This is a genomic window from Pedobacter metabolipauper, assembly GCF_004362715.1.
GTDB lineage: Bacteria > Bacteroidota > Bacteroidia > Sphingobacteriales > Sphingobacteriaceae > Pedobacter > Pedobacter metabolipauper.
This window is the reverse complement of sequence record NZ_SNYC01000003.1, coordinates 1,151,782-1,173,872: the sequence shown is the minus strand read 5'-3', so window position 1 is coordinate 1,173,872 and position 22,091 is coordinate 1,151,782. Positions and strand designations below refer to the sequence as shown.

The 22,091-nt window shown below is 41.1% G+C and carries 21 protein-coding genes; 14 read left to right on the top strand and 7 right to left on the bottom strand.

The features are described 5' to 3' along the window. The first annotated feature begins 14 nt into the window (after positions 1-14). Complete coding sequence (pta, locus tag ATK78_RS05110) at positions 15-2,108, top strand: phosphate acetyltransferase (RefSeq protein ID WP_133574957.1); 2,094 nt, start codon at positions 15-17, stop codon at positions 2,106-2,108. Between the two features lie 4 nt (positions 2,109-2,112). After that, the gene (locus ATK78_RS05105; RefSeq protein ID WP_133574956.1) at positions 2,113-3,312 is read left to right on the top strand and encodes an acetate/propionate family kinase; all 1,200 of its coding nucleotides are present in this window, start codon (positions 2,113-2,115) and stop codon (positions 3,310-3,312) included. A gap of 97 nt (positions 3,313-3,409) precedes the next feature. On the opposite strand, the gene ATK78_RS05100 is transcribed toward ATK78_RS05105, so the two are convergent. Continuing rightward, on the bottom strand, positions 3,410-3,586 hold the full coding sequence (locus tag ATK78_RS05100) for a YtxH domain-containing protein (RefSeq protein WP_133574955.1): 177 nt from the start codon (positions 3,584-3,586) through the stop codon (positions 3,410-3,412). Positions 3,587-3,681: 95 nt separating this feature from the next. Between ATK78_RS05100 and ATK78_RS05095 the strand changes: the two genes are divergently transcribed. Both ATK78_RS05095 and ATK78_RS05090 read left to right on the top strand, forming a co-directional pair. Continuing rightward, a complete protein-coding gene (locus tag ATK78_RS05095; RefSeq protein ID WP_133574954.1) occupies positions 3,682-4,257 on the top strand; it encodes a DUF4199 domain-containing protein in 576 nt (191 codons plus the stop codon). A 178-nt stretch (positions 4,258-4,435) separates the two neighbouring features. Next, positions 4,436-5,110: a cupin domain-containing protein gene (locus ATK78_RS05090; protein WP_133574953.1), complete on the top strand. Its 675-nt coding sequence runs from the start codon at positions 4,436-4,438 to the stop codon at positions 5,108-5,110. A gap of 1 nt (position 5,111) precedes the next feature. Here ATK78_RS05090 and ATK78_RS05085 read toward each other — a convergent pair whose 3' ends face one another. Continuing rightward, positions 5,112-6,002 (bottom strand): SMP-30/gluconolactonase/LRE family protein, encoded by an 891-nt coding sequence (locus ATK78_RS05085; RefSeq protein WP_133574952.1) that lies wholly within the window; start codon positions 6,000-6,002, stop codon positions 5,112-5,114. A gap of 80 nt (positions 6,003-6,082) precedes the next feature. Between ATK78_RS05085 and ATK78_RS05080 the strand changes: the two genes are divergently transcribed. Further along, on the top strand, positions 6,083-6,640 hold the full coding sequence (locus tag ATK78_RS05080; protein ID WP_133574951.1) for an arylesterase: 558 nt from the start codon (positions 6,083-6,085) through the stop codon (positions 6,638-6,640). Here the strand turns inward: ATK78_RS05080 and ATK78_RS05075 are convergent. The 3 genes from ATK78_RS05075 to ATK78_RS05065 are packed head-to-tail and all read right to left on the bottom strand — an operon-like array spanning position 6,637 to position 9,145. Next, complete coding sequence (locus tag ATK78_RS05075) at positions 6,637-6,882, bottom strand: hypothetical protein (protein ID WP_133574950.1); 246 nt, start codon at positions 6,880-6,882, stop codon at positions 6,637-6,639. The genes ATK78_RS05080 and ATK78_RS05075 overlap by 4 nt on opposite strands. Positions 6,883-6,899: 17 nt before the next feature. Continuing rightward, a complete protein-coding gene (locus ATK78_RS05070) occupies positions 6,900-8,564 on the bottom strand; it encodes a porin family protein (RefSeq protein WP_133574949.1) in 1,665 nt (554 codons plus the stop codon). After that, complete coding sequence (locus ATK78_RS05065) at positions 8,561-9,145, bottom strand: RNA polymerase sigma factor (protein WP_133574948.1); 585 nt, start codon at positions 9,143-9,145, stop codon at positions 8,561-8,563. The genes ATK78_RS05070 and ATK78_RS05065 overlap by 4 nt, the downstream gene beginning before the upstream one ends. Positions 9,146-9,296: 151 nt before the next feature. Between ATK78_RS05065 and ATK78_RS05060 the strand changes: the two genes are divergently transcribed. From ATK78_RS05060 to ATK78_RS05025, 8 genes are all read left to right on the top strand, one after another. Further along, a complete protein-coding gene (locus ATK78_RS05060; RefSeq protein WP_133574947.1) occupies positions 9,297-10,196 on the top strand; it encodes a class I SAM-dependent methyltransferase in 900 nt (299 codons plus the stop codon). Between the two features lie 133 nt (positions 10,197-10,329). Continuing rightward, on the top strand, positions 10,330-11,577 hold the full coding sequence (locus ATK78_RS05055; protein ID WP_133574946.1) for an efflux RND transporter periplasmic adaptor subunit: 1,248 nt from the start codon (positions 10,330-10,332) through the stop codon (positions 11,575-11,577). An 11-nt stretch (positions 11,578-11,588) separates the two neighbouring features. Further along, a complete protein-coding gene (locus ATK78_RS05050; protein ID WP_133575288.1) occupies positions 11,589-13,046 on the top strand; it encodes a TolC family protein in 1,458 nt (485 codons plus the stop codon). Between the two features lie 25 nt (positions 13,047-13,071). Beyond that, a complete protein-coding gene (locus tag ATK78_RS05045; protein WP_133574945.1) occupies positions 13,072-13,737 on the top strand; it encodes an ABC transporter ATP-binding protein in 666 nt (221 codons plus the stop codon). A 2-nt stretch (positions 13,738-13,739) separates the two neighbouring features. After that, positions 13,740-14,978, top strand: a complete 1,239-nt coding sequence (locus tag ATK78_RS05040) for an ABC transporter permease (protein WP_133574944.1) — start codon at positions 13,740-13,742, stop codon at positions 14,976-14,978. Positions 14,979-15,000: 22 nt separating this feature from the next. Then, positions 15,001-16,182 carry an ABC transporter permease gene (locus ATK78_RS05035; RefSeq protein WP_133574943.1) on the top strand — a complete coding sequence of 394 codons (1,182 nt, stop codon included), beginning with the start codon at positions 15,001-15,003 and terminating at the stop codon, positions 16,180-16,182. An 18-nt stretch (positions 16,183-16,200) separates the two neighbouring features. Further along, entirely contained in the window at positions 16,201-17,574 is a 1,374-nt protein-coding gene (locus ATK78_RS05030; RefSeq protein ID WP_133574942.1) for a sigma-54-dependent transcriptional regulator, read from the top strand. Beyond that, positions 17,558-18,829, top strand: a complete 1,272-nt coding sequence (locus ATK78_RS05025) for a sensor histidine kinase (RefSeq protein ID WP_133574941.1) — start codon at positions 17,558-17,560, stop codon at positions 18,827-18,829. The genes ATK78_RS05030 and ATK78_RS05025 overlap by 17 nt, the downstream gene beginning before the upstream one ends. Before the next feature lie 89 nt (positions 18,830-18,918). Here ATK78_RS05025 and ATK78_RS05020 read toward each other — a convergent pair whose 3' ends face one another. Both ATK78_RS05020 and ATK78_RS05015 read right to left on the bottom strand, forming a co-directional pair. Then, a complete protein-coding gene (locus ATK78_RS05020) occupies positions 18,919-19,824 on the bottom strand; it encodes a cation diffusion facilitator family transporter (RefSeq protein ID WP_133574940.1) in 906 nt (301 codons plus the stop codon). 78 nt (positions 19,825-19,902) lie between these two features. Continuing rightward, positions 19,903-21,075, bottom strand: coding sequence for an aminotransferase class V-fold PLP-dependent enzyme (locus tag ATK78_RS05015; protein ID WP_133574939.1), 1,173 nt, complete (start codon positions 21,073-21,075; stop codon positions 19,903-19,905). Between the two features lie 157 nt (positions 21,076-21,232). Here ATK78_RS05015 and ATK78_RS05010 point away from each other — a divergent pair, with 157 nt between their 5' ends. Next, a complete protein-coding gene (locus ATK78_RS05010) occupies positions 21,233-22,084 on the top strand; it encodes an NAD(P)-dependent oxidoreductase (RefSeq protein WP_133574938.1) in 852 nt (283 codons plus the stop codon). Positions 22,085-22,091 lie beyond the last annotated feature (7 nt).

Sequence of the window (22,091 nt, the reverse complement as noted above, 5' to 3'; positions counted from 1 at the left end):
AAATCCCGCTCCTTATGACTAAGAACATTTTTATAGCATCAGCAGAACCCTATACCGGTAAATCCGTAATTGCATTTGGAATGGTCAATATGCTTCTTGCCAAAACACAAAAGGTGGGTTATTTTAAACCCATTATCGCAGAAGACGACCATTCACAAAAGGAGCAGCACATTGAGGCCATTCTTGACTATTTTTCCCTTCCCATTAATTATGCAGATACCTTTGCCTTTACCCGCCAGCAGGTATTGCAGCAAAGTGAGTCAGAGCATACCGGGGAGATGATCAATACCATCATCAGTAAGTATAAGAAATTAGAAGATAATTATGATTTTACCGTAATAGAAGGAAGTGATTTTCTGGGCGAAGGTATTGCATTTGAGTTCGAATCTAATGCACTGATTGCCAAGAATCTCGGAGCACCTGTAGTTATTGTTGTTACCGGAAAACTTAAAACAGCTACACAGCTCGTAAATACTGCCGTTAACATTTACAGAAATTTCCTGCTTCGTGATGTCCAGGTGCTTGGGGTGATTGCCAATATGGTTAACCCCGAAGATGCAGATAAAGTAAGACTTGCATTAACTGCACAGCTGCCGGCAGATCTTATGGTTACCATCATCCCAATGGAAAGCGGACTGCAAAGCCCAACCATGAAAGAGATTACCCAGGCCCTAAATGCAAAAGTGCTGTTTGGTGAAGATTTGATGGCCAACCAGGTTGATAATTTTGTAACCGGTGCCATGATGCTGCCTAATTTTTTAAGCCATATTAAGGAAAATGTACTGATCATTACGCCTGGCGATCGTGGCGACATTATAATTGGATCCCTGCAAGCTAATCTATCGGCAAATTATCCGAAAGTGGCAGGTATTGTGCTTACTGCAGGAAGTTTACCTGATGAACCCATGCTGCGGTTAATTCAGGGACTTCAAACCGTAATCCCTATTATATCCGTGCAAAAGGGAACCTTTGAAACAACTACAGCCATTGGATCTATTCATTCCAAGATCACCATTGATAACCGTAAAAAAATAGAACTCGCAATTGACATATTTGAAAAATATGTAGACATGCAGATGCTCGATGATAAGATCATCACCTTCCATTATGAAGGCATCACGCCGCATATGTTTCAGTACCAGCTGGTAAAATGGGCTAAAAGCCAGAAAAAACACATTGTGCTTCCGGAAGGAACAGATGAGCGGATCTTAAAGGCTGTTGAAAGACTGGTGTCCCAGGATATTGTAGACATTACCCTGCTTGGCGATCCATTGGAGATCGGAACAACCATTAAAAGATTAGGGCTAAGCCTGGATATTAATTCCATTCATATCCATAACCCGGCACAATCAGAACATTATGATGATTATGTAGAAACCTTATATGAACTGCGTAAAACCAAGAATGTGAATATGGAGATGGCCAGGGATATGATGACCGATGTATCGTATTTCGGAACCATGATGGTGTACAAAGGCCATGCCGATGGAATGGTTTCAGGAGCAGTGCATACTACCCAGCATACCATACGGCCGGCATTGCAGTTTGTGAAAACAAAACCAGGTGTATCGGTAGTATCTTCCATCTTTTTCATGTGCCTGCCCGAGCGCGTAGCTATATTTGGAGATTGCGCAGTAAATCCAAATCCAACCGCAGAACAACTTGCAGAAATAGCAATCTCATCCGCAGAAAGCAGTGCACGCTTTGGCATAGAACCGAGAATTGCGATGCTGTCCTATTCATCAGGCAGTTCGGGCGAGGGGGAAGACGTAGAACGTGTAAGAACCGCAACGGCAATTGTTAAGGCCAGGCGCCCGGATTTAAAGATAGAAGGACCGATTCAATATGATGCCGCGGTAGATCCGCTCGTAGGTCAGCAAAAATTACCTGGATCAGAAGTTGCAGGAAGAGCAAGTGTGCTGATCTTCCCGGATCTGAATACAGGAAACAATACCTATAAGGCCGTGCAGCGGGAAACCGGCGCCTTAGCGATAGGCCCAATGCTGCAAGGCTTAAATAAACCCATTAATGACCTGAGCCGTGGTTGTACGGTAGATGATATTTTCAATACAGTCGTAATTACAGCCATTCAATGCCAGGATATATAGATATATGAATATTTTAGTGATCAATTCAGGAAGCAGTTCCTTAAAATACCAACTCTTTAAAATGCCGGCCAAAGACCCGATATGCAGTGGTTTAGTAGAGCGGATTGGAATAGAAGGATCTTTTATAAAACACACACAATTTTTAAACGGCCAGAAAAAAAGTACAGAAAAGGATAGCTTTATTGCAAACCATGGCGATGCATTGAAACAGGTGCTCCGGTTATTGTCAGAAGGTGAAGAAGCTGTAATCAGCAGTCCCGATGATATTTCAGCTGTCGGACACCGGGTGGTACATGGCGGGGAGCATTTTTCCGGGGCCACACTGATCACGCCAGAAGTTAAACAGCAGATTAAAAAACTGTTTTCACTTGCACCATTGCACAACCCTGTAAATTATAAGTGTATAGAAGTTGCAGAAGAAACCTTTCCAAATGCAAAGCAGGTGGCGGTTTTTGATACAGCGTTTCATCAAACCATTCCGGAAGAAGCCTATCGCTTTGCCATTCCTGAATGGTACTATAAAGAACACAGCATCCGTGTGTATGGTTTTCATGGAACAAGCCACAAATATGTGAGTGAGCAGGCCATAAGCGCGTTGAATAGACCAGAAGCAAAGCTGATCAGTATCCATTTGGGTAACGGCTGCAGCATGTCTGCCATTAAAGGAGGTAAGTCTATTGATACCAGCATGGGCTTTGGTCCTTTAAGCGGCTTAATGATGGGAACGCGTTCAGGAGATATAGATCCGTCTGTGATCTTCCACCTGATGGAACACTCCGGTTACAGCCTGGAGCAGCTTAGCGCATTGCTCAATAAACAATCCGGATTACTGGGAGTGGGCGGATCCAGTGACATGCGTGATATCGGCAAACTTGTAGCAGAAGGAAATGCCAATGCCATACTGGCTTTAAAGATCTATGCATATCGGGTTAAGAAATTCATTGGTGCGTATGCTGCAGTGTTAAATGGAATTGATGCGATCATATTTACTGCAGGAGTAGGAGAGAATGATCAGGCCATGCGGGCAGCGATCTGCAAAGAGATGGAATATCTGAATATTCATATCGATGAGCAAAAGAATACGCAATATAAAGGATCACTTTTGGACATAAGTTCAGAAGGATCAGCGGTAAAGATCCTCGTTATACCTACCAATGAAGAATATGAAATAGCCAGTCAGTGCTATGGAATATTGGTTGATTGAGAGATAGAGAGCGCAATTCAGGAATTCATTTTAGTACATAAATACCTTATTCTAACCGTTTTGGAATGAGGTATTTATAAATTAAGCATCAGGCATATTACAGGGAATTTTTAAGTTTCATCTCCTGTGTATATTCTTTCGCCTTTTCCAGCCATTCCGGTGCTTTTTCCTTAATGTCGTCTGCAATTGATCTGCCGTTAATGTCCTTTTTATTGATATATTTAATAGTTCCGTACAATGCGGCACCTATTAATGCTGTTTTTAAAAGTCCCATAATATTTTTATTAGTTTCTTCTATAACATCTGAATGATAAAAGAGTTTTACTTATTGTCAAAATGAGTTGATTGAGACCTGTAAAATTTATAATTTTGAAAACAATTCAAGCCAAATTTAAACGTGTGAAAAAGATCATCCTAACTTATGGGCTCATTGCCGGGTTAATGGCAATTGCCATGTTACTCTATTCAACAATCCAGTGTTATACCCGTCCGGATTCCCGGGACAGCATAATTCTTAATTATGGAATGCTGTTCCTGGCTTTTTCAATGGTATCAATCGGGATTAAAAATTACCGGGACAAATATCAAAATGGAAAGATCACGTTTAAGAAAGCATTTAAAATAGGCTTTTATATTACGCTCTTATCCTCTTCCATGTATGTTGCGGTATGGTTAGTTGAGTATTATATATTCATGCCTGATTTTATGGAAATATATGCGGCAAAAGTTTTATCTCAATTGAAATCATCTGGAGCAACAGCATCTGAAATAGCTGCCAGGGCCGAAGCGATCTCCATCAATAATGAAATGTATAAAAAACCAGCATTCGTTGTACTGTTCACCTATATAAAGGTATTTCCGCTTGGATGTATAATTTCCGCAATCAGTGCGCTGGTGCTGAGGAAAAAAATTAGGATAAATAAAGTTTTATTTGCCATAGATTAATTTTAAAAAAATCAATTTTGTTAGCTGAATAAAATTAACTATTTTTATAAAAACTTAAACAGAACACATAATGTGGTCTGAATGCGATCAATAAGCTGGTATTTCTTAAATAAAAGTGTAATACTTTACAAAAAATAGCTCGTGATGCTAAAATTAACGTTTGAAATTCATTAATATAATGGAAAATTGGGATGATTTTGTTTCTTCAGAAATGTTGAATCTATACATATCAGGTGAGTTAAGCCGTGATGAGGCCATCACGATCGAACAAATAGCGGCAGTTCATGAAGGTCTTCGGGAAGAGATCCGTTCAATTATCCATGCCCTTTTTGAGTATTCAAAATCAAAAGGTAAGTCACTTTACCCAAGGGTTCAGCATTCAATACGCACAATAACCGATTTTCTTGATGCCGTTGAAGAAAAATATAATGAAGAATGGGAAAAAGAACCCAGCCGTAAGGGAGGCTTGGCAACTATATTAAAAATGCTTAATCCTGTCCCTGAGATCAATGAAAATTCCCGTTCTGAAGATTTTGCAATTTGGGCAAACAACGCTGATCTTGCGCCGGACAAACCGTATAAGAACATATTTATACGGGAGATCGATAAGAATGCCCGGATGACCTCCTATCTGATTTGGGTAAAGAACAACACATTTCCAGAAGTTCATGATAATGAAAGGGAAAAGTTTTTTATCCTCGAAGGGACTTGTACCGTGGACATTAATGATGGTGAAGAAACCTATGATCTTGTGCCAGGTCAATATTTTAATGTGCCATTGCATAAAAAACATACCGTTATCGTTACCTCAGCCATTCCTTGTAAAGCGATTCTGCAGCATATTGAACGCTAAATTACGGCATACCTTTAACGAGCATCGGAAGGGTGTAAATTGATTTTCCCGCAGTTATAAATAAGACATCGCTGTTCTTTCCTGAAAAGCATACATTGGTAGTGCCGCCAGCTGCATTGATGTGTGCAACCTTTTTTCCCTGTGGATCATAAATATCTACACCATTGCCGGTTAAATAGATATTTCCACGTTCATCGAGTGTCATCCCATCTGAGGCACGTTTAATGAAAAGCTGCCTTCCGCTTAGTTTGCCGTCTTTTCCGATATTATATCTGTACGTTTTGTTGTCTTTAGCATCCGCAACATATAAATATTTACCATCCGGGGTACCGACAATACCATTTGGGCCTTTTAAACTATCTGCAGCCAAAGTGATAACCTGGCTTCCTTTAGCCATATAATATAAGTTTTCAGCAGGCTGATCAGGTGCAGTCCTTGTCCAGTAGGGACGCTGATAATAGGGATCAGTAAAATAGATCCCGCCCTTAGCATCTATCCACAGGTCGTTCGGGCCGTTCAGCTGTTTTCCAAGGTAAGAAGCTTTAAAAACAGTTACTGTACCCTTAGGTGTAATGGACCAGAATTCTCCTTTTTCATCTGCACAGGCAATCAGATTGCCTTTCCTGTCAAAATAAGTGCCGTTAGACCTGCCAGACTTTTCCAGGAATATACTGAGCTTTCCATCGGTGTCAAATTTCCAGATCTTATCGTTCGGCTGATCGGTAAAAAATACGTTTCCATATTTATCCGCAGAAGGGCCTTCGGTAAAACTGAAATCAGCAGAGATCAGCTTTAGATCAGCTGCATTAAAGAGTGTTTGTTCCTGTGCATTCAGCTGAAAGGAGGTATACAGCAGCAAAAGGATCAGAAAGTTAAAACGGTTCCATGTCATACAGGTACAATATAAGAATTAAAATGAATCGTATCTGTTAACTTTTAAAACATAATGGCCAAAACTCAGTTTATTACAAAATGAAACGCATACTTTTTTTAGGAGATAGCTTAACGGCTGGTTACGGATTGGCAAATGTTTCTTTAGAGTCCCTGCCAGCGTTATTACAGGAAAATATCAACGCTTTAAAACTGGAATATAAGATCACCAATGCAGGCATTAGCGGAGACACCTCAGCAGGCGGACTGCAAAGGGTAGATGTGCTGCTTTATGAACCTGTAGATGTGTTTGTGCTGGAACTGGGAGCAAATGACATCCTGCGGGGCATTTCACCGGCTACAACCCATAAAAACTTACAGGCTATTATCAGTAAAGTGAAAAACAGGTATCCGGCAGCTAAAATGCTGCTTCTGGGAATGGAGATCCCCGCATGGATTCCGGGTACACTGGCTGCTTCCTTCCGGAACATATTCCGTACACTGGCCAGCGATAACGATATGGCACTGGTGCCGTTTCTTCTGGATGGCGTACTCGGAGTTAAACACCTCAATTTAAACGATGGTCTGCATCCAACAGCAGCCGGATATCGCATTGTGGCTACTAAAGTTTGGCCGGTACTAAAGCAGTTGATCGGTTAAAAATACCGGGTATTCTTTTTAATCCTGCCTGCATTTTTTGCTTTTATGAACAAGAAAATGGTTAAGGCAGTTAAAAGAAGAGGAATGGAAAGGTAGCCAATAACATAGCCAACCTTGAAAAAAATATCCCCGGCTTTTTTTAAGTCCACAGACTGAAAAAAAGAAATATAGGAAAATAGAGCGAGTAAACCAATCATGCTGCCGATGGTATAAAAAATTACCGGTTTGAGTTTGTTGTTCATGTTGAGAAAGTTATGGGTTATTTTAAACGATAAGTAATCCCCAGCTGAAAGGTCTGGTAGGTGTTTCTAAATGATCCAAGATCATTGTTAAATTTATAAGGACTCATCAATAAATATTTAGCGTCGATCCCAAACCGTTTCAATTGCATATTAAAACCACCGCTAAATCCAATATTCAAGCCATTCATCTTTGTGTTTTTAAGTATAGGGTTAATTATATTCACTAAAGAGTCAGTTTGATTCCTGATGTAAGTTGCTTTAATGTTTGATTGCTTTAAAGGAAAACTTATTACAGGCCCGCCTTTAATGCTGAGCTTGTCGGTAAGTTTGTAAGACAGGAATACCGGAATATCCATGACCAGCACACTTCTCTGATCTTTTACGGTTACTGAATAAAACGAATCCAGCTGGGTGGCGATAGAGTCTAGGTAATCATTGGAAAAGGATCTTGGGGTATTTAAGCGCAGGCCAGCCCCAACAGACCACTTGGGTGTGAGCACATAACTGCCAAATGCACCAAAATAAAAGGTGTTTTGTTTTGAGGCGTTTATACCAGCTTCCAAACTGTAACTATATGCAGTAAGCTTAGTTTCCTTAACAGGTTTTTCTTTAATGATCTTTACCTTAGCCGCTTTAATTTTAGCGGCATACTTATCTGCACGGAGTTGTTCTTGTCTCAATCTTTTTGCTGCTTTAACCTCGTTCCTGACCTTCAATTTTTCAAACCTGGAATCCCCGGGTTTCTTCATTCCAGGAATGTTTGGTCTTACAGCGGACCCACTGCCATTTAACGTCAGTTTGTGCTCCGGCCGGGTGTATCCTGCTGATTGGACAATACCTGAACCGTTGTGCACTACAGGCTGCAGGATCCCATTACTGCTAAAATTCCAACCCTGATTAGTGGATACATGTGGGTTTCCCCGGGTTTGACCGGATCCAGCGGTTTTGTTCTGATCTTCAATTAAAGGGGTGTTTTTATGGGATCGGGCAGCATATACCGTTTTCCTTTGATATACGGAAGCAGATTTTGTATCGGTTTTACCAGATGATGCCCTTGTGTTCTGAAATGGCGTTAAAGGAGAACTTGTACGGGGTTTGCCAGATGATGCATTTCCGTTTTGAATGGCAGGAACACCTGAAGAATTTGAAGAAGCCAGGGGCGATGCAGACACCTGGGTTTGATTTACACCAAGCGGCTTAGACCCGGCAGTCTTGCGGACAGCACCAGTAAGATCTAAATTTGCATCTGCACCAGCAAATTCAGGAATACCAGCGTTGTTAAACGAAGTATCTGTAGCAGACTCAAGAGAATCAAGCCCAGGATCATTGGAAACTGCAGTATCTGTAAACTTAGTGGCTGCTCTTACTTTCTGATCCTTTACAGGATCAATAGATTTGGACTGATCCGAACCCAGAGAGAAGAAATAAACGGTAGTGCTGATGATTGCTGCAGCAGGAAGTATATAACCCAAATACCCGGCTATCTTTGCAGCAATTGATTTCGCAGCATGCCCGGCAGCGGTATGCCCGGCTGAGGTGGCAGAAGAAGGCGTGCTGTTAACCGGCAGCTGCTGATCGAGTAAACTGTTCATATTTTGCCATGCAGCAGCAGCATCCTCCTTTAAAGGAATTTCACCAAGCTTTTTATGCCATAATTTAGAATACCAAGCTGAATTTCTCATGTGGCCTTATTATTATCAGTTGGAGGATACATTTTATTTGTGGAGCGGGTAAGCATTGCCCTTAACAGTTTTTTAGCTTCAGACAAATGCCACCTGGAAGTACTTTCGCTAATGTTTAGCTGTCCGGCAATTTCCCTGTGGGAATAACCATCCAGCACAGAAAGGTTAAAGACCAATTTTGAGGCTTCAGGTAGTTTGCGGATACTTTTCAACAAGTCTTCTGCATAAAGCTTACTGAGTATGGTCGGTTCTACAAAGACAGATTCCAAATCATCGGTATAATTGCTGATGCTGCTGAATTTTAATTCCTTCCGGGAAAGGTCAATACACGTCCGGATCATAATGGTACGGATCCAGGCACCCAGCTCACCCTTAACTTCATCAAATTCATTAATGTGGCTAAAAACCTTTAAAAACCCTGTATTTAGTGCTTCAGATGCAAGATCGTCAGTTTTTAAATAGCGATAGCATATCCTTAACATTTCGGCATAGAACTGCTTATATAAGCCTTCCTGGGCACTTCTGTCATTGGCTTTGCAGCCCTTAATCAGCCTGGAACTTTGCTTAACAAAGAGGTTCATTCAAATAATTCAGTAAAGTGCTCATAAATATAACTACTACCATTACGCAGGCCAGATGTTAAACGTTGGGTAAAAACGAAAACAAAAGTAAGTTTTTTTCTACCAAGCGTTTTTTAAGCAGCATCCGTAATGTACATACCAAACAGATCATATGTTCCACCAAAAAAGTTATGGCCGTCATGGCGAATGGTATAACCATCATTTTCCAACAGATACAGATAAAGAAAACTATTATGATCTGAAAAGATCAGCCGGCAAGAACACAATCGCCAGTTGGCTTCAGCAACTATTCTATACCTGCATAGATCCGTTAATGGATCGTTCTAAACCATCCTGGCTAACCATAGGTGATGCGTATGGATTCGATGCACAATACCTGGCATCTGCAGGGGCGGAGGTACTGGCAACAGATTTGAACGGCGACTTCCTAAAGGTCGCTCTGGCACAGCAGATCATCACAAAATATGCTGCAGAAAATGCAGAGCAGCTTTCTTTTGATGATCAGAGTTTTGATTATGTACTGTGTAAAGAATCTTACCACCATTTCCCAAGGCCATACGCTGCATTGTATGAAATGATCCGCGTTGCCAAACAAGGCATCGTGATCATTGAACCCCAGGATCCGGTTTCTAAAATGCCGGCCTTGTTGTTTTTGACTAATCTATTATCTAAAAAATCAAAGCTTTTAGAGAAAGTCTGGAAGAACAGGTTTTCTTATGAACCTGTAGGTAACTTTGTATATAAAGTATCAGAACGGGAGTTTGAGAAATTTGCTGCAGGCCTTAACCTGCCTATGGTAGCTTTCAAGCGCATAAACCCGAATTTTTACAATAAAGATTTTGAAAATATAGTGGCAGACCCGGCAGTAGGGAAGTTTCGAATCCTCCGGCTAAAAAAGAAGCTCCTGGATCTTCTGGTCAGTTTAAAGATTATACCCGGACAGGTGCTTTCTGCCATTATCTTTAAACAGATGCCTGATGAAAATACACAACGCGCCCTTAAAGACAATAACTACCGCCTGCTCCTCATTCCTTCAAATCCCTATTTGTAATCCAATTGCCCGATACCAAACCAAATGTTCGATATCGGGCATTTTTATAAATTTAATATTTTATAAATATTTGATATTCAGATATTTGATGTTGGCATTCGTCTTGTAAAGCCTTGTCCAAATAAAGGATATAATGGACATCATAATTGAAGAAGAGGTTTCAGCCAAAAAAAGAAAGAAAACGATCATACTGGTATTTATTGTTCTGGTACTGATCATCAGCAGTGTTCTGATCCTGCGCAGTTTTTTTAAACCTGCTATAGATCCAGCAGAATTTGTAACGGCAAAAGCAGCGGTTGGAAATATTGAAAATACGATCAATGCAACCGGAGAGGTACTTCCTGAATTTGAAGAAATATTAACGAGTCCCATTAACGCAGCATTGAGAAATGTAATTATGGATGCCGGTACAAAAGTAAAGGCCGGACAATCTATACTCACTTTAGATAAATCAGCTGCCCAAACCGATGTCGATAAACTGAAGTTCCAGATCGAATCTAAAGAAAATGAGATCCGCAAACTGAAACTGGATCTTACGAAAACATTCTATGACATCAATTCCAACAACAACATCAAACAACTTCGCATCAGTAATCTGAAAGATGCCGTTTCGAGTGCAAAAAGATTATTTAAGGCCGGTGGTGGTACCAAAGAAGAAATTGACCAGGCAGAACTGAACCTGAAGGTTGCCGAACTTGAAAAACAGCAGCTGGAGAATGAGATCAAAAATAAACAGCAGACAATGAAGATTGAGATCCGCGAAGCAGAGATCGCTTTGGCCATCCAGAGAAATGAGCAGGCTGCTTTAACGCGGAAGCTGGATCTTGCCAATATCGTAGCTACCCGCGATGGTGTAGTAACCTGGGTAAATAAAAACATTGGGGCCAGCATCAAGGAAGGAGAATCACTGGCCAGAATAGCAGATCTGAGTAGTTATAAGCTCGCAGGAAGCATCTCAGATAACTTTCTGGATCAAATCCATAACAATATGGTCGCCATCATCAAGATCAATGACAGCCAGCTGAGAGGGTCTATAGTCAATGTATCTCCTTCAGTTAACAATGCCATTGTTTCATTTGACATCAAACTGGACGAAAAGAACAATAAGCTGCTCCGGCCAAATATGAAAGTGGATGTATTCCTGATTACCGAAACCCGTAACCAGGTTGTGCGGATTGAGAATGGCCCGGCATTTAAAGGATCTAACCTGCAGGAAGTATTTGTAATTAAAGGAGATAAAGCAGAGCGTAGAACAGTAAAAACAGGGCTCAGCAATTTCGATTACATTGAGATCCTGAGCGGAATTAAGGCAGGAGAAACCGTAATCACTTCCGATATGAGCAATTATCTGCATACCAAAGAAATCGTAATCAACAAATGATGCTAAAGAATATGAAAATCTCCATGCTTTTAGCATCTGCTATACTGTGCAGCTTAACAGCACTGGGCAATAGCCAGGCAGATACACTGCGGTTAACATTAACGGAAGTGGTGGCCAAAGCAAAGGCCAATTCCATTTCAGCGAAGCAGGCGGTTACCGTAAAAGAAACCAAATACTGGGAGTGGCGTACGTTTAAGTCAAACTATCAGCCCCAGCTTTCGCTAAGCGGAACGCTGCCCGGATATAATAAAACATATGCGCAGGTGCTTCAGCCAGATGGAACCATTCTTTTTCAACCCATCCATAACGATAATTCATCACTAACCTTAAATTTCAGTCAGAGTCTGGCGGCAACAGGAGGTACCATCTATGGAACCACGCAATTGCAGCGGTTTACTGATTTTGACAGGGATAATGTGCTGTATAATGGAATTCCATACGGACTGGGATACACACAGCCATTGCTGCAGTTTAACAGTTTAAAATGGGATAAGAAGATAGAACCGCTCAAGTTCAATGAAAGTAAACAGGCCTATATAGAGTCTCAGGAACAGATCTCAGTACAAGTAACCGGTTACTTCTTTGACTTGCTGCTGGCACAGGTAAACCTGCACATTGCAGAAACAAATTACATCAATACCGGAAAGATCCTCAGCATTGCGAACACCAAGTTTGAATTGGGGAAAATCTCAAAAAATGAGATCCTTCAGCTGCAGCTGGAACAGTTAAATGCGCAAAAATCAGTTGGAACGGCCAGGCGTGATGTAGAAATAGCCACGCTGAACCTGCGGAGCTATGCTGGTCTTGACGGAGCAGAAAGAATCGTACTGGTTACACCAGCAGAGGTAAACCAGATGAGTGTCTCGGCAGACCGTGTACTGTCTGAAGCATTTGAGAACCGGTCAGATGCCATTGCATTTGTCAGGCGCATCGCGGAAGCAAAAAAAGCAGTAGCCAAGGCAAAAGGCGAAAATGGCCTCAACGCAACCCTCAATGCCAACCTCGGATTTTCAAATGCAGCCAGCAGCATTTTTGATGTGTACCGCTCACCCAAAAGTCAGCAGTCAGTGCATCTTCAGCTATCTATCCCGGTAATGGATTGGGGAAGGTCTAAGTCAAAGGCTAAAACAGCACAGGCTAATGAACAATTTACAACCTATGAAGTAGAGCAGGACAAGCAAACCTTTAAACAGCAGATCGTAACCCAGGTAACACTCTTTAACATGATCCGCGAACAGATGGATCTAACGGTGCAGGCAGACCGCATTGCGTCTGAAAAATACCAGATTGCCAGTGAGCGCTACGTGCTTGGAAATCTAAGCATCACAGACCTCAGTATTGCCTTTCAGGAAAGTGACCGGGCCAAACGGGATTACATTGCATCGTTGAGGGACTTCTGGGGAGCTTATTACCAGCTGCGGTACCTGTCGCTGTTTGATTTTGAAAAGAATGAAAAAATAACTTATTAATAAATAATTAGTAAAATTATACACTATGATACGTTTACAAAATATTGAAAAGGTATACCGTACAGATACGGTTGAAACACTGGCTGTCAACGGCATCAGTCTGGATGTTGCAAAAGGTGAATTTTTATCCATCATGGGGCCCTCAGGATGTGGTAAAAGTACACTGTTGAATATTATGGGGCTGCTGGATGAACCATCGAAAGGGATTATCCGGATTGACGACCAGGATGTCAGCAAATTTTCAGACCAGCAACTGGCAAAGTTCCGGAACAAAAAACTCGGGTTTATCTTTCAGAGCTACCATCTGATCAATGACCTTCAGGTAATAGACAACGTAGAGCTTCCGCTTTTGTACAGAGCATCATCGGCCAAAGAACGGAAAGATCTTGCCACAGAAGCTTTGGAAAAGGTTGGACTAAGCAACAGGCTCAGGCATTTTCCAAATCAGCTTTCTGGCGGACAGCGCCAGCGGGTAGCCATTGCACGTGCCATTGTTGGTAAACCGCAGATCATACTCGCCGATGAACCTACAGGAAACCTGGACAGTGCAATGGGGAACGAGATCATGGAGATCCTGATCAACCTGAACAAGAATGACGGAACTACCATCATCATGGTTACCCATGATGAAAATATGGCGCATAAAACACATCGCCTGGTTCGATTATTTGATGGATCTCAAGTCGTATAGTTATGCTTAAAAATTACTTTAAAATAGCTATAGCGGTATTAAAGAGAAGAAAGTTCTTCACTTTTATCAGTTTATTCGGAATCAGCTTTACGCTCACCATCCTCATGGTAGCTACTGCCTTTACAGATAAAATGTTTAGTCCCGATTATCCGGATTATAAAAGAGCCCGGTCATTGTATATCACCCGCGTACAATTAGAAAATTCAAAAGACGGCTGGATCAATGTAAGCTCCGCATCATATCATTTGCTGAGTAAGTACATTTCTAAACTTAAAACACCGGAGAAGGTGGCGATATTTACGTTTTCTAGCCCTGCAAATACCTATATTAACAACAAGAAGCTGGTTATTGAATATAAGTATACCAATGCCGACTACTGGGATGTTGCTGAATACCAGTTTCTGGAAGGTAAGCCTTATAGCAAACAGCAAATTGAACAAGCAGCCCATGTTGCTGTCATTACAGCGGCCACCAGGAAGAATTACTTTGGCGATGTAGCTACAGCTGTCGGAAAATACATTGAGGCAGATAATGTGAGTTACCGGGTTGTTGGTGTTGTTAAAGACTTGCCCAGAACCCTGCGTAATTTCTATGCAGACCTGTACCTTCCATATACCGTATCTAAAAGCGATTACAAAGAAGTAGGCTTACTGGGTGGTTATGGCGCAGTGCTACTCGCACGTTCGGAGGCAGAAATGCCCAAAATGAAGGCCGAATACGAACAGATGATCGCCAAAGTACCGCATGGGGATAAGGAATTTGATTTGATGTATGTGAATGCCGATACCAGCCTGGAAGCATTTTCCAGAAACATATTTGGCAATGGGGCAAATTCAGGAATATGGTTAATGATTACCATCATGAGTTTAGTAATTCTCCTGTTTTTACTGCTGCCAACCATTAACCTCATCAACATAAACATTACCCGGATCATGGAAAGATCGTCTGAGATTGGCGTTCGTAAAGCCTTTGGGGCTTCTTCAAGAACACTGGTCTACCAGTTTGTAGTGGAGAACATTATTCTGACCCTTTTGGGCGGGTTGATTGGTGTCGTATTATCCATCATTGTGATCTATGCATTTAACCAATCCAATCTTGTTCCAAATCTAAGTCTGTCTTTAAACCTAACAGTGCTGTCTTTCGGACTGGTGATCTGTCTGCTCTTTGGATTGCTATCCGGAGTATATCCAGCGTGGCGCATGTCCAGGTTAAATGTAGTTACCGCGTTAAAATCACAATAATAAACGATCTAAAGAAACTATTATGTTTAAGCATTTATTTAAATTGATCTGGAATAAAAGAAAACAAAACTTTCTATTCCTCTCAGAGATTCTGGTATCCTTTATGGTTGTTTTTGCCGTGTTCTCTTCTCTTGTTTTTTATTACCAGAATTATAGTAAGCCCAGAGGTATAGCATATGAACGGGTCTGGGCGGTAAGCTTTAATAATTCGTTAAAGATTAAGGATGCGGATTCCCTGAAAATGTTCTTTGAAAATGTAAGGACCAATATTAAATCCCTGTCTAAAGTTCAGGAAATTACCTATTCCAGCAGCAATTTTCCTTACGCAAACAGCCATTCTACTACCGGTTTTACCAGTAATGGGAGAAAATATGATCGCATAAATACCTATTTTACGGAAGATACCTATCATACCGTACTGTCAATGAACCTCAGTGAAGGGCGCTGGTTTAACAATACCGATGGGGTAAATAAATATAATCCCATCGTAATCAATGACGCCCTAAAAAAAGCCATGTTCGGTACAGAAAGTGCTGTTGGAAAATTAATCGGCGACGAGGAAAATGCCAAGATGAAAGTGATCGGGGTGGTTCAGGATGTAAAAGCAGATGGCGATTACCTGACTGCCGGATATGCGATGTATAACCGGATAGATACCGGATCCCGGAAGTGGATAGGAGATATATTAATTAAAGTAAGCCCCGATGCCGACGCTGCATTTGAAAGTAAACTGTACAAGGTTTTAGCGAACAACATTAAGAATTCGAACATTGAGATCGTTCATTTATCAGAAATTCACGATGCTAAAAATGGAGATGTCATATTTCCAATGACCATCTTCATCATCATTGCCGGCTTCCTGATCATCAATGTCGCCCTTGGCCTGTTTGGCGTACTCTGGTACAACATCAGTAAAAGGAGGGGAGAAATAGGTTTACGCAGGGCCATTGGCGCCAGCGGCAGATCAGTCAGTTATCAGCTGGTGAGCGAGTCATTAATTTTGGCTACCCTCGCACTTATCGTGGGAACATTCTTTGCCATTCAGTTTCCGTTGCTTAATGTGTTTAATATCGCGTCAAGTGTGTACCTGGTAGCCTTGTTGTTGTCTTTGCTGTTCGTGTACCTGTTGGTTTTTCTTTGCTCACTTTATCCAGGCAAACAAGCAGCGGCTATTCATCCGGCAGTAGCCTTACATGAAGAATAACTTATATTATATTTGTATATGATATTAATTGTTGATGACGATATTGCGGTAAGAACCTCCCTCACGCTTTTGCTGGAAAATGCTGGAAAGCAGGTAACCACGGCAAATAATGCAGCAGAGGCACTAAGGTCATTGGAGCACAATAACCTGGAACTGATCATCATGGATCTTAATTTTTCAATTGATACCTCCGGTAAAGAGGGGATGGATCTGTTAACCCGGGTCAGAAATACAGGTTCCGATCTTCCAATCATTCTCATCACAGGCTGGGCAAGTATAGACCTGGCGGTTCAGGGAATGAAACTGGGTGCAAATGATTTTATCCATAAGCCCTGGAACAACGAACATGTATTGCAGTCCGTAAAGACACTGGTAGAGTTAAAATCGGCAAAGAAAGAACACGTTACCCGTAAACAGCTCGATAAAAAATATCAGTTTGATCATATTATAGCGGAAGATCCTGCGATGCTGGCCATTTTGGAAACAATTGGACGGGTATCCGGTACCGATGCATCGGTGTTGGTAATGGGCGAAAGCGGTACCGGCAAGGAACTCATTGCAGAAGCGATCCATGAAAACAGTCTGAGGCGCAATAAGCCATTTATAAAAGTGAACCTCGGCGGTATTTCATCCTCATTGTTTGAAAGTGAAATGTTTGGCCATGTACGCGGCGCATTTACCGATGCGCGATTTGACCGGACGGGCCGTTTTGAAATGGCCAATAAAGGCACCATCTTTTTAGATGAGATTGGAGATCTGGAACCCGGCAGTCAGGTTAAATTGCTGCGGGTGCTGCAAGACCGGACCTATGAGGTATTGGGAAGCAGCAGAACAAAAGTGGTCGATATCAGGGTGGTGTGTGCAACAAATAAAAACCTTCAGGAAATGGTCGGTGCGGGCACTTTCAGGGAAGATCTGTTGTATCGCATCAACCTGATCACCATTCGTTTGCCCGCCCTGCGTGAACGCCCGGGTGACATCCCGTTGCTGGTCAGTTTTTTTATCAATAACCTGAAAGAGATCTATAACCGTCCGGCATTATCCGTATCCGCTGCGGCAATGAAATGGCTGCAGCAGCTGCCGCTGCCAGGCAACATCAGGGAGCTGAAAAATCTGGTCGAAAGAAGTATCCTGGTCAGTAAAAATGATGAACTGGGTCTGGATGATTTTAAAGTACAGCTGGAACAGGCTCCGTCAAAAAAAATAAATACCCAGTTTCCGGTTGTCGGTACCATTACTCTTGAGCAAATGGAAGTAGAGATGGTAAAAAGAGCCATGAACTTCCACCAGAATAAGATCAGCAAGGCCGCCGCATCCTTAGGGATTACCAGGAATGCACTGTACCGCAGGCTGGAAAAGTATCAAATTCCATTTAATGAAACTGAAGACTAAGTACATCCTGTTTATGGTAATGCTTCACCTCATATTTGTGGTGTTAACCTATCTGATCTTTGAAAATAATAAGCTCCTGTTTATTGCATCAGAGGTAGTGATCATCATTTCAGTGGTCATCTCGATCAAGTTATACCAGCAGCTGGTTCAGCCCCTGGTTTATTTAAATGAAGGGATCAATGCGATCAAAGACAAAGACTTTAATGTGAAATTTTTGCCTACAGGTAAACCCGAAATGGATAACCTCATCTCTGTATACAATCAAATGATTGATGAACTAAGAATTGAGCGTACCAAGCAGGAAGAACAGCATTTCTTTTTGGAAAAACTCATTCATACGTCGCCAACAGGTATCATCATTCTTGATTATGACCAGCAGATCACACAGATCAATCCTAAAGCATCCTTAATCCTAACGCCCAATCCATCCCTGTTTCTTGAGCAGATAACACATTTAAAGGCAGGCGAATCTAAAATGATCCGGATAGGGGGATTTAATACCTATAAACTACAGAAATCATATTTTATAGACCGTGGTTTTTCCAGGGTATTTGTGATGATCGAAGAAGTAACGGCAGAGATCTTTGAGGCTGAAAAGAATGCTTATGGAAAAGTGATCAAGATGATGGCCCATGAGGTAAACAATACCATAGGACCAGTAAACTCAATTATCAATATGGCGCTTGATCATGGAAGTCTTTGGGTTTCTAAAGATAAAGATGCGTTAAAAAATGCGATGTATGTTGCCGTAGAGCGAAATCAAAACCTTAACCTGTTCATGCGCAATTTTGCAGATCTGGTAAAGCTTTCCCCGGTCAGTAAGCGCAGTGTTGATCTGTGTGCGCTAATTCACTCCGTTTCAGATTTCATGCAGATCAAAGCGAATGAGCATCAGGTTAGTTTTAAGTTTAAGCTGCCAGTAGATCCCTTTTATATAAATGCTGACATTCAGCAAATGGGTCAGGTATTGATCAACATCTATAAAAATGCAATTGAAGCTATAGATCATCAGGGTACGGTTACGGTAAGCATCGATGCCATACTAAACCAACTGGTCATTTCTGATAGCGGTGCAGGTATTTCCGATTTATTGAGTGAGCAGTTATTTAGTCCGTTCTTCACTACAAAAAAAGACGGACAGGGAATCGGGCTAACACTGGTTAGGGAAATTCTGCTGAACCATGGGTTTGAATTTTCATTAAAAACAGTAAAGCCCGGTCAAACAGACTTTGTCATTGATCTTAATCCTGATTAAATTTTCGTTGTCAATTAAAGTTTGAATTGAAAGTCCAGTTAACACAAACTAACAGCGTTGTATTTAATTGAAATGATATGATATTAAAATCAGGCTTCGGGTTGGATGATGATGAAACTTACAAATGGAAAGGCTTTTTTGATGTCTCCCCGGATGCGGATAATGGCATCGTTGATGTCATCTGTGTTTAAATCCGCTTTAAACGAAACAATCAGCATCAATACCACTTCTTCCGGAGATTGATAGGTAGATAGAATATGTCTGGCATGGATCACCGTCGGGTCTTTTTCAGCCAATCGGATTATTTTCTGTTGAGTGGGCAATGCAATGCCTTCTCCCATCAATAAACTCCTGCTTTCGCGTGCAAGGATAATAGAAATAACAACCAGGAGCAATCCAACCAAAAGCGATGCTAAGCCATCTAAAAATGGCAAGTTAAATTGGTGACCAATGAACAGGCAGATGGCTACAATAAATAACCCCAGTACCGCACCGCCATCTTCAAAAAGAACAAGAAAACTAGCAGGATTCTTACTTTTAATAATAGCAGCCCAAAACTTATCATCTCCACGCGATTCATTGAATTCTTTAAAGGCAATGTAAAGGGAAGTTCCTTCAAAAATGACCGATATACCCAAGACCACATAATTCCAGGTCGGATCTCTAAGCTCATCGGGGTGGATGATGTGTGTAACACCCTGGTAGATGGAAAGACCTCCACCGAGACCAAAAATTAAGATAGAAACAATGAAAGACCAGAAATATAATTCTTTACCATAGCCAAACGGGCGGAGCGCATCGGCTGGTTTGCGGCTTTGCTTTAAACCAAATAACAGCAGCAGCTGATTTACGGTATCTACCAGCGAGTGGATCCCTTCAGAAATCATGGCTGCACTGCTGCTTAATCCTCCGGCAACAAATTTGGTAATGGCAATTAAAAGATTCGCGATTAACGCACTATAAATAGATTTTTGAGATGCAGACTTTGACTTCATTGATGTGATGCGCTTTTGAATTTCCGTTAAGCGTTGCTGTAGCAACAAAAATTAAGGCGATTAGTTTAATAAAAACGCTTAACCGGTGCTTTGATTGATCAAAAGATTTAATTCTTCTCTTTTATGCTTACTCATTCCTGTAAACATAGGCAGATATACCAAATGTTCCAGTTGTAATAGATCATAATTGTCTTCGTGGTCAATCGTACTTGCAGGAAGCTGAACTAAACTGGATGCTTTAGCTGTGGCATCGAAGCCATTGGCACGTAAGCGGGAGATAAAAAGCTCAGGGTCTTTGCATTGAACGGGAAGTACCCAATGAGCGTGGTTTATATTTCTTTTTCCAATTTCAGCATCAGGGCTAATATTCCGGAGAAGATCTGTTGCCAGGTCTTTTCTTTTTTTAATTTGTTTGTCAGAAAAATGAGTTAAGCGGGTATGCATTAATTGTTCATTTGGAACACAAGGTCTAAATCTGATCTTCTTCATAACATCTGTTCCTGGAAATCCTTTAGAGAAACCAGATAAAAGGTCGTCAAAATCGATTCCCTTAGCCCGGCTAAACCGGTACAATAGCGAGTATATGATTTTTAAAGTGAGTATTTTGATAAGAAGACCCTTGAATAGTTTTTTAAGATATAAGCGGGTTTTCTGTCTGGGAAGAGCATCATTTAAGGCGCTGACATCCGTACAAAGAACCTGGTTATTGATCTGAAGCATGGCACCGGTTAAGGTTGTATTGGTTTTAATCAATCCAAAACTATACATCACAACATCAGACTGCTTATTCCCGGTATATTTGCTTCCTATAAAAGCCTGCGCGCAATCTTCAATGACCAGTAATCCTTTGCGCCTGGCAATATCTGCTAATTCCTCAGTGTCCATTACAGCACCAAATAAATGGGTAACCAGGATTGCTTTCGTGTTTGGGCCAATAACAGCTTCAACCTGTCTGGCAGAAATACCTAATGTGTGTTTACATAACGGGATTGGAACTGCAACCAGACCATGTGCCTTGATAATGGCAAACATATCCGGGATATTGATATTAGTTACAATTATCTCAGAACCTGCAGGAAGTTTTAATGCAGATAAGGTAAGGTCAAAACCAGTTCTTACAGATAAACATAAAAGCGTATTGTCTTTTAACGGACTTAAAGATCTGTTGAACTTTAAGAACTTGCTGATACAATAATAAATACCGGTACCAATATCTGAAAAAGATATATCCAGCTTACCTCTGGGAATCATTTAATATTTTTTATGAAGGTACTAAATTTAATAAAATGTACTTCATTTAATAAATAAAGTACATTTTTGCCCTTGTCTCAATAGAGCAGAAATACAGGCTACTTATATAATCAATACCTTTACAGGTCAGGAAAATAGCATTAATACAAAAAATAAGATGAATACGACTAAAATAGGATGGATCGGCTTAGGTAATATGGGTAATCCAATGTCTCAGCAATTGATAGATGCAGCTTATCCGGTAACCGTTTATAACCGGAGCAAAGAGAAAGCAGAAACGTTAAGGTCTTTAGGAGCAGCAGTTGCATCTTCTCCCAAAGAATTGATTGAACTTAATGAGGTCGTCTTTATGATGGTTTCGGATGATCAGGCCATTGATGATCTCTTCAATGGTACAGATGGATTGCTTGCTGCAAACGTTCGTGGTAAAGTTATCGTGAATATGAGTACAGTTTCTCCTGGTATAAGCAAAGCGTTTTCACAGCTATGTAAAGAGCAAGGTAACTATTATCTGGATGCACCAGTTTCAGGAAGCGTAAAGCAAGCGGAAACGGGACAACTGGTCATCATGGTTGGGGGAGATGAATCTGCCTTTCAGCAAGTGAAACCAATATTTGAAAAATTGGGTAAGTTAAATAAAAGGATTGGAGACAGTGGATCCGGCAATACCGCGAAGCTGGCCATCAATACCTTACTTGGATTTTATGCACAGGGATTATCGGAAGCACTTGTATTTGCACAACAGCATCACATTCCAAATGAAGCCATGATGGAGCTGATTAATAATAGCGCATTAAGCAGCGTGTTCATTAAAATAAAAGGAGATGCCATTATCAATGAAAATTACAACGCAGCATTTGCATTAAAACACATTGCGAAAGATCTGCGCCTGGCAAAAGATGAAGGGTTAGATTCACCATTAGCGAATGTATTGTTCCAAACCTTTCAGCAGGCAGAACCTGAATATGGTAATGAAGACATTATTGCGATAATGAAGCAAATCAGATAACCAGTAT

Coding starts and splice junctions, on each gene's coding strand:
- ATK78_RS05070 (WP_133574949.1), bottom strand. CDS start 8,564: ATGAGAAATTCAGCTTGGTATTCTAAATTATGGCATAAAAAGCTTGGT.
- ATK78_RS05055 (WP_133574946.1), top strand. CDS start 10,330: ATGGACATCATAATTGAAGAAGAGGTTTCAGCCAAAAAAAGAAAGAAA.
- pta (WP_133574957.1), top strand. CDS start 15: ATGACTAAGAACATTTTTATAGCATCAGCAGAACCCTATACCGGTAAA.
- ATK78_RS05060 (WP_133574947.1), top strand. CDS start 9,297: ATGTTCCACCAAAAAAGTTATGGCCGTCATGGCGAATGGTATAACCAT.
- ATK78_RS05105 (WP_133574956.1), top strand. CDS start 2,113: ATGAATATTTTAGTGATCAATTCAGGAAGCAGTTCCTTAAAATACCAA.
- ATK78_RS05100 (WP_133574955.1), bottom strand. CDS start 3,586: ATGGGACTTTTAAAAACAGCATTAATAGGTGCCGCATTGTACGGAACT.
- ATK78_RS05075 (WP_133574950.1), bottom strand. CDS start 6,882: ATGAACAACAAACTCAAACCGGTAATTTTTTATACCATCGGCAGCATG.
- ATK78_RS05040 (WP_133574944.1), top strand. CDS start 13,740: ATGCTTAAAAATTACTTTAAAATAGCTATAGCGGTATTAAAGAGAAGA.
- ATK78_RS05050 (WP_133575288.1), top strand. CDS start 11,589: ATGAAAATCTCCATGCTTTTAGCATCTGCTATACTGTGCAGCTTAACA.
- ATK78_RS05090 (WP_133574953.1), top strand. CDS start 4,436: ATGGAAAATTGGGATGATTTTGTTTCTTCAGAAATGTTGAATCTATAC.
- ATK78_RS05065 (WP_133574948.1), bottom strand. CDS start 9,145: ATGAACCTCTTTGTTAAGCAAAGTTCCAGGCTGATTAAGGGCTGCAAA.
- ATK78_RS05085 (WP_133574952.1), bottom strand. CDS start 6,002: ATGACATGGAACCGTTTTAACTTTCTGATCCTTTTGCTGCTGTATACC.
- ATK78_RS05030 (WP_133574942.1), top strand. CDS start 16,201: ATGATATTAATTGTTGATGACGATATTGCGGTAAGAACCTCCCTCACG.
- ATK78_RS05025 (WP_133574941.1), top strand. CDS start 17,558: ATGAAACTGAAGACTAAGTACATCCTGTTTATGGTAATGCTTCACCTC.
- ATK78_RS05045 (WP_133574945.1), top strand. CDS start 13,072: ATGATACGTTTACAAAATATTGAAAAGGTATACCGTACAGATACGGTT.
- ATK78_RS05035 (WP_133574943.1), top strand. CDS start 15,001: ATGTTTAAGCATTTATTTAAATTGATCTGGAATAAAAGAAAACAAAAC.
- ATK78_RS05010 (WP_133574938.1), top strand. CDS start 21,233: ATGAATACGACTAAAATAGGATGGATCGGCTTAGGTAATATGGGTAAT.
- ATK78_RS05080 (WP_133574951.1), top strand. CDS start 6,083: ATGAAACGCATACTTTTTTTAGGAGATAGCTTAACGGCTGGTTACGGA.
- ATK78_RS05020 (WP_133574940.1), bottom strand. CDS start 19,824: ATGAAGTCAAAGTCTGCATCTCAAAAATCTATTTATAGTGCGTTAATC.
- ATK78_RS05015 (WP_133574939.1), bottom strand. CDS start 21,075: ATGATTCCCAGAGGTAAGCTGGATATATCTTTTTCAGATATTGGTACC.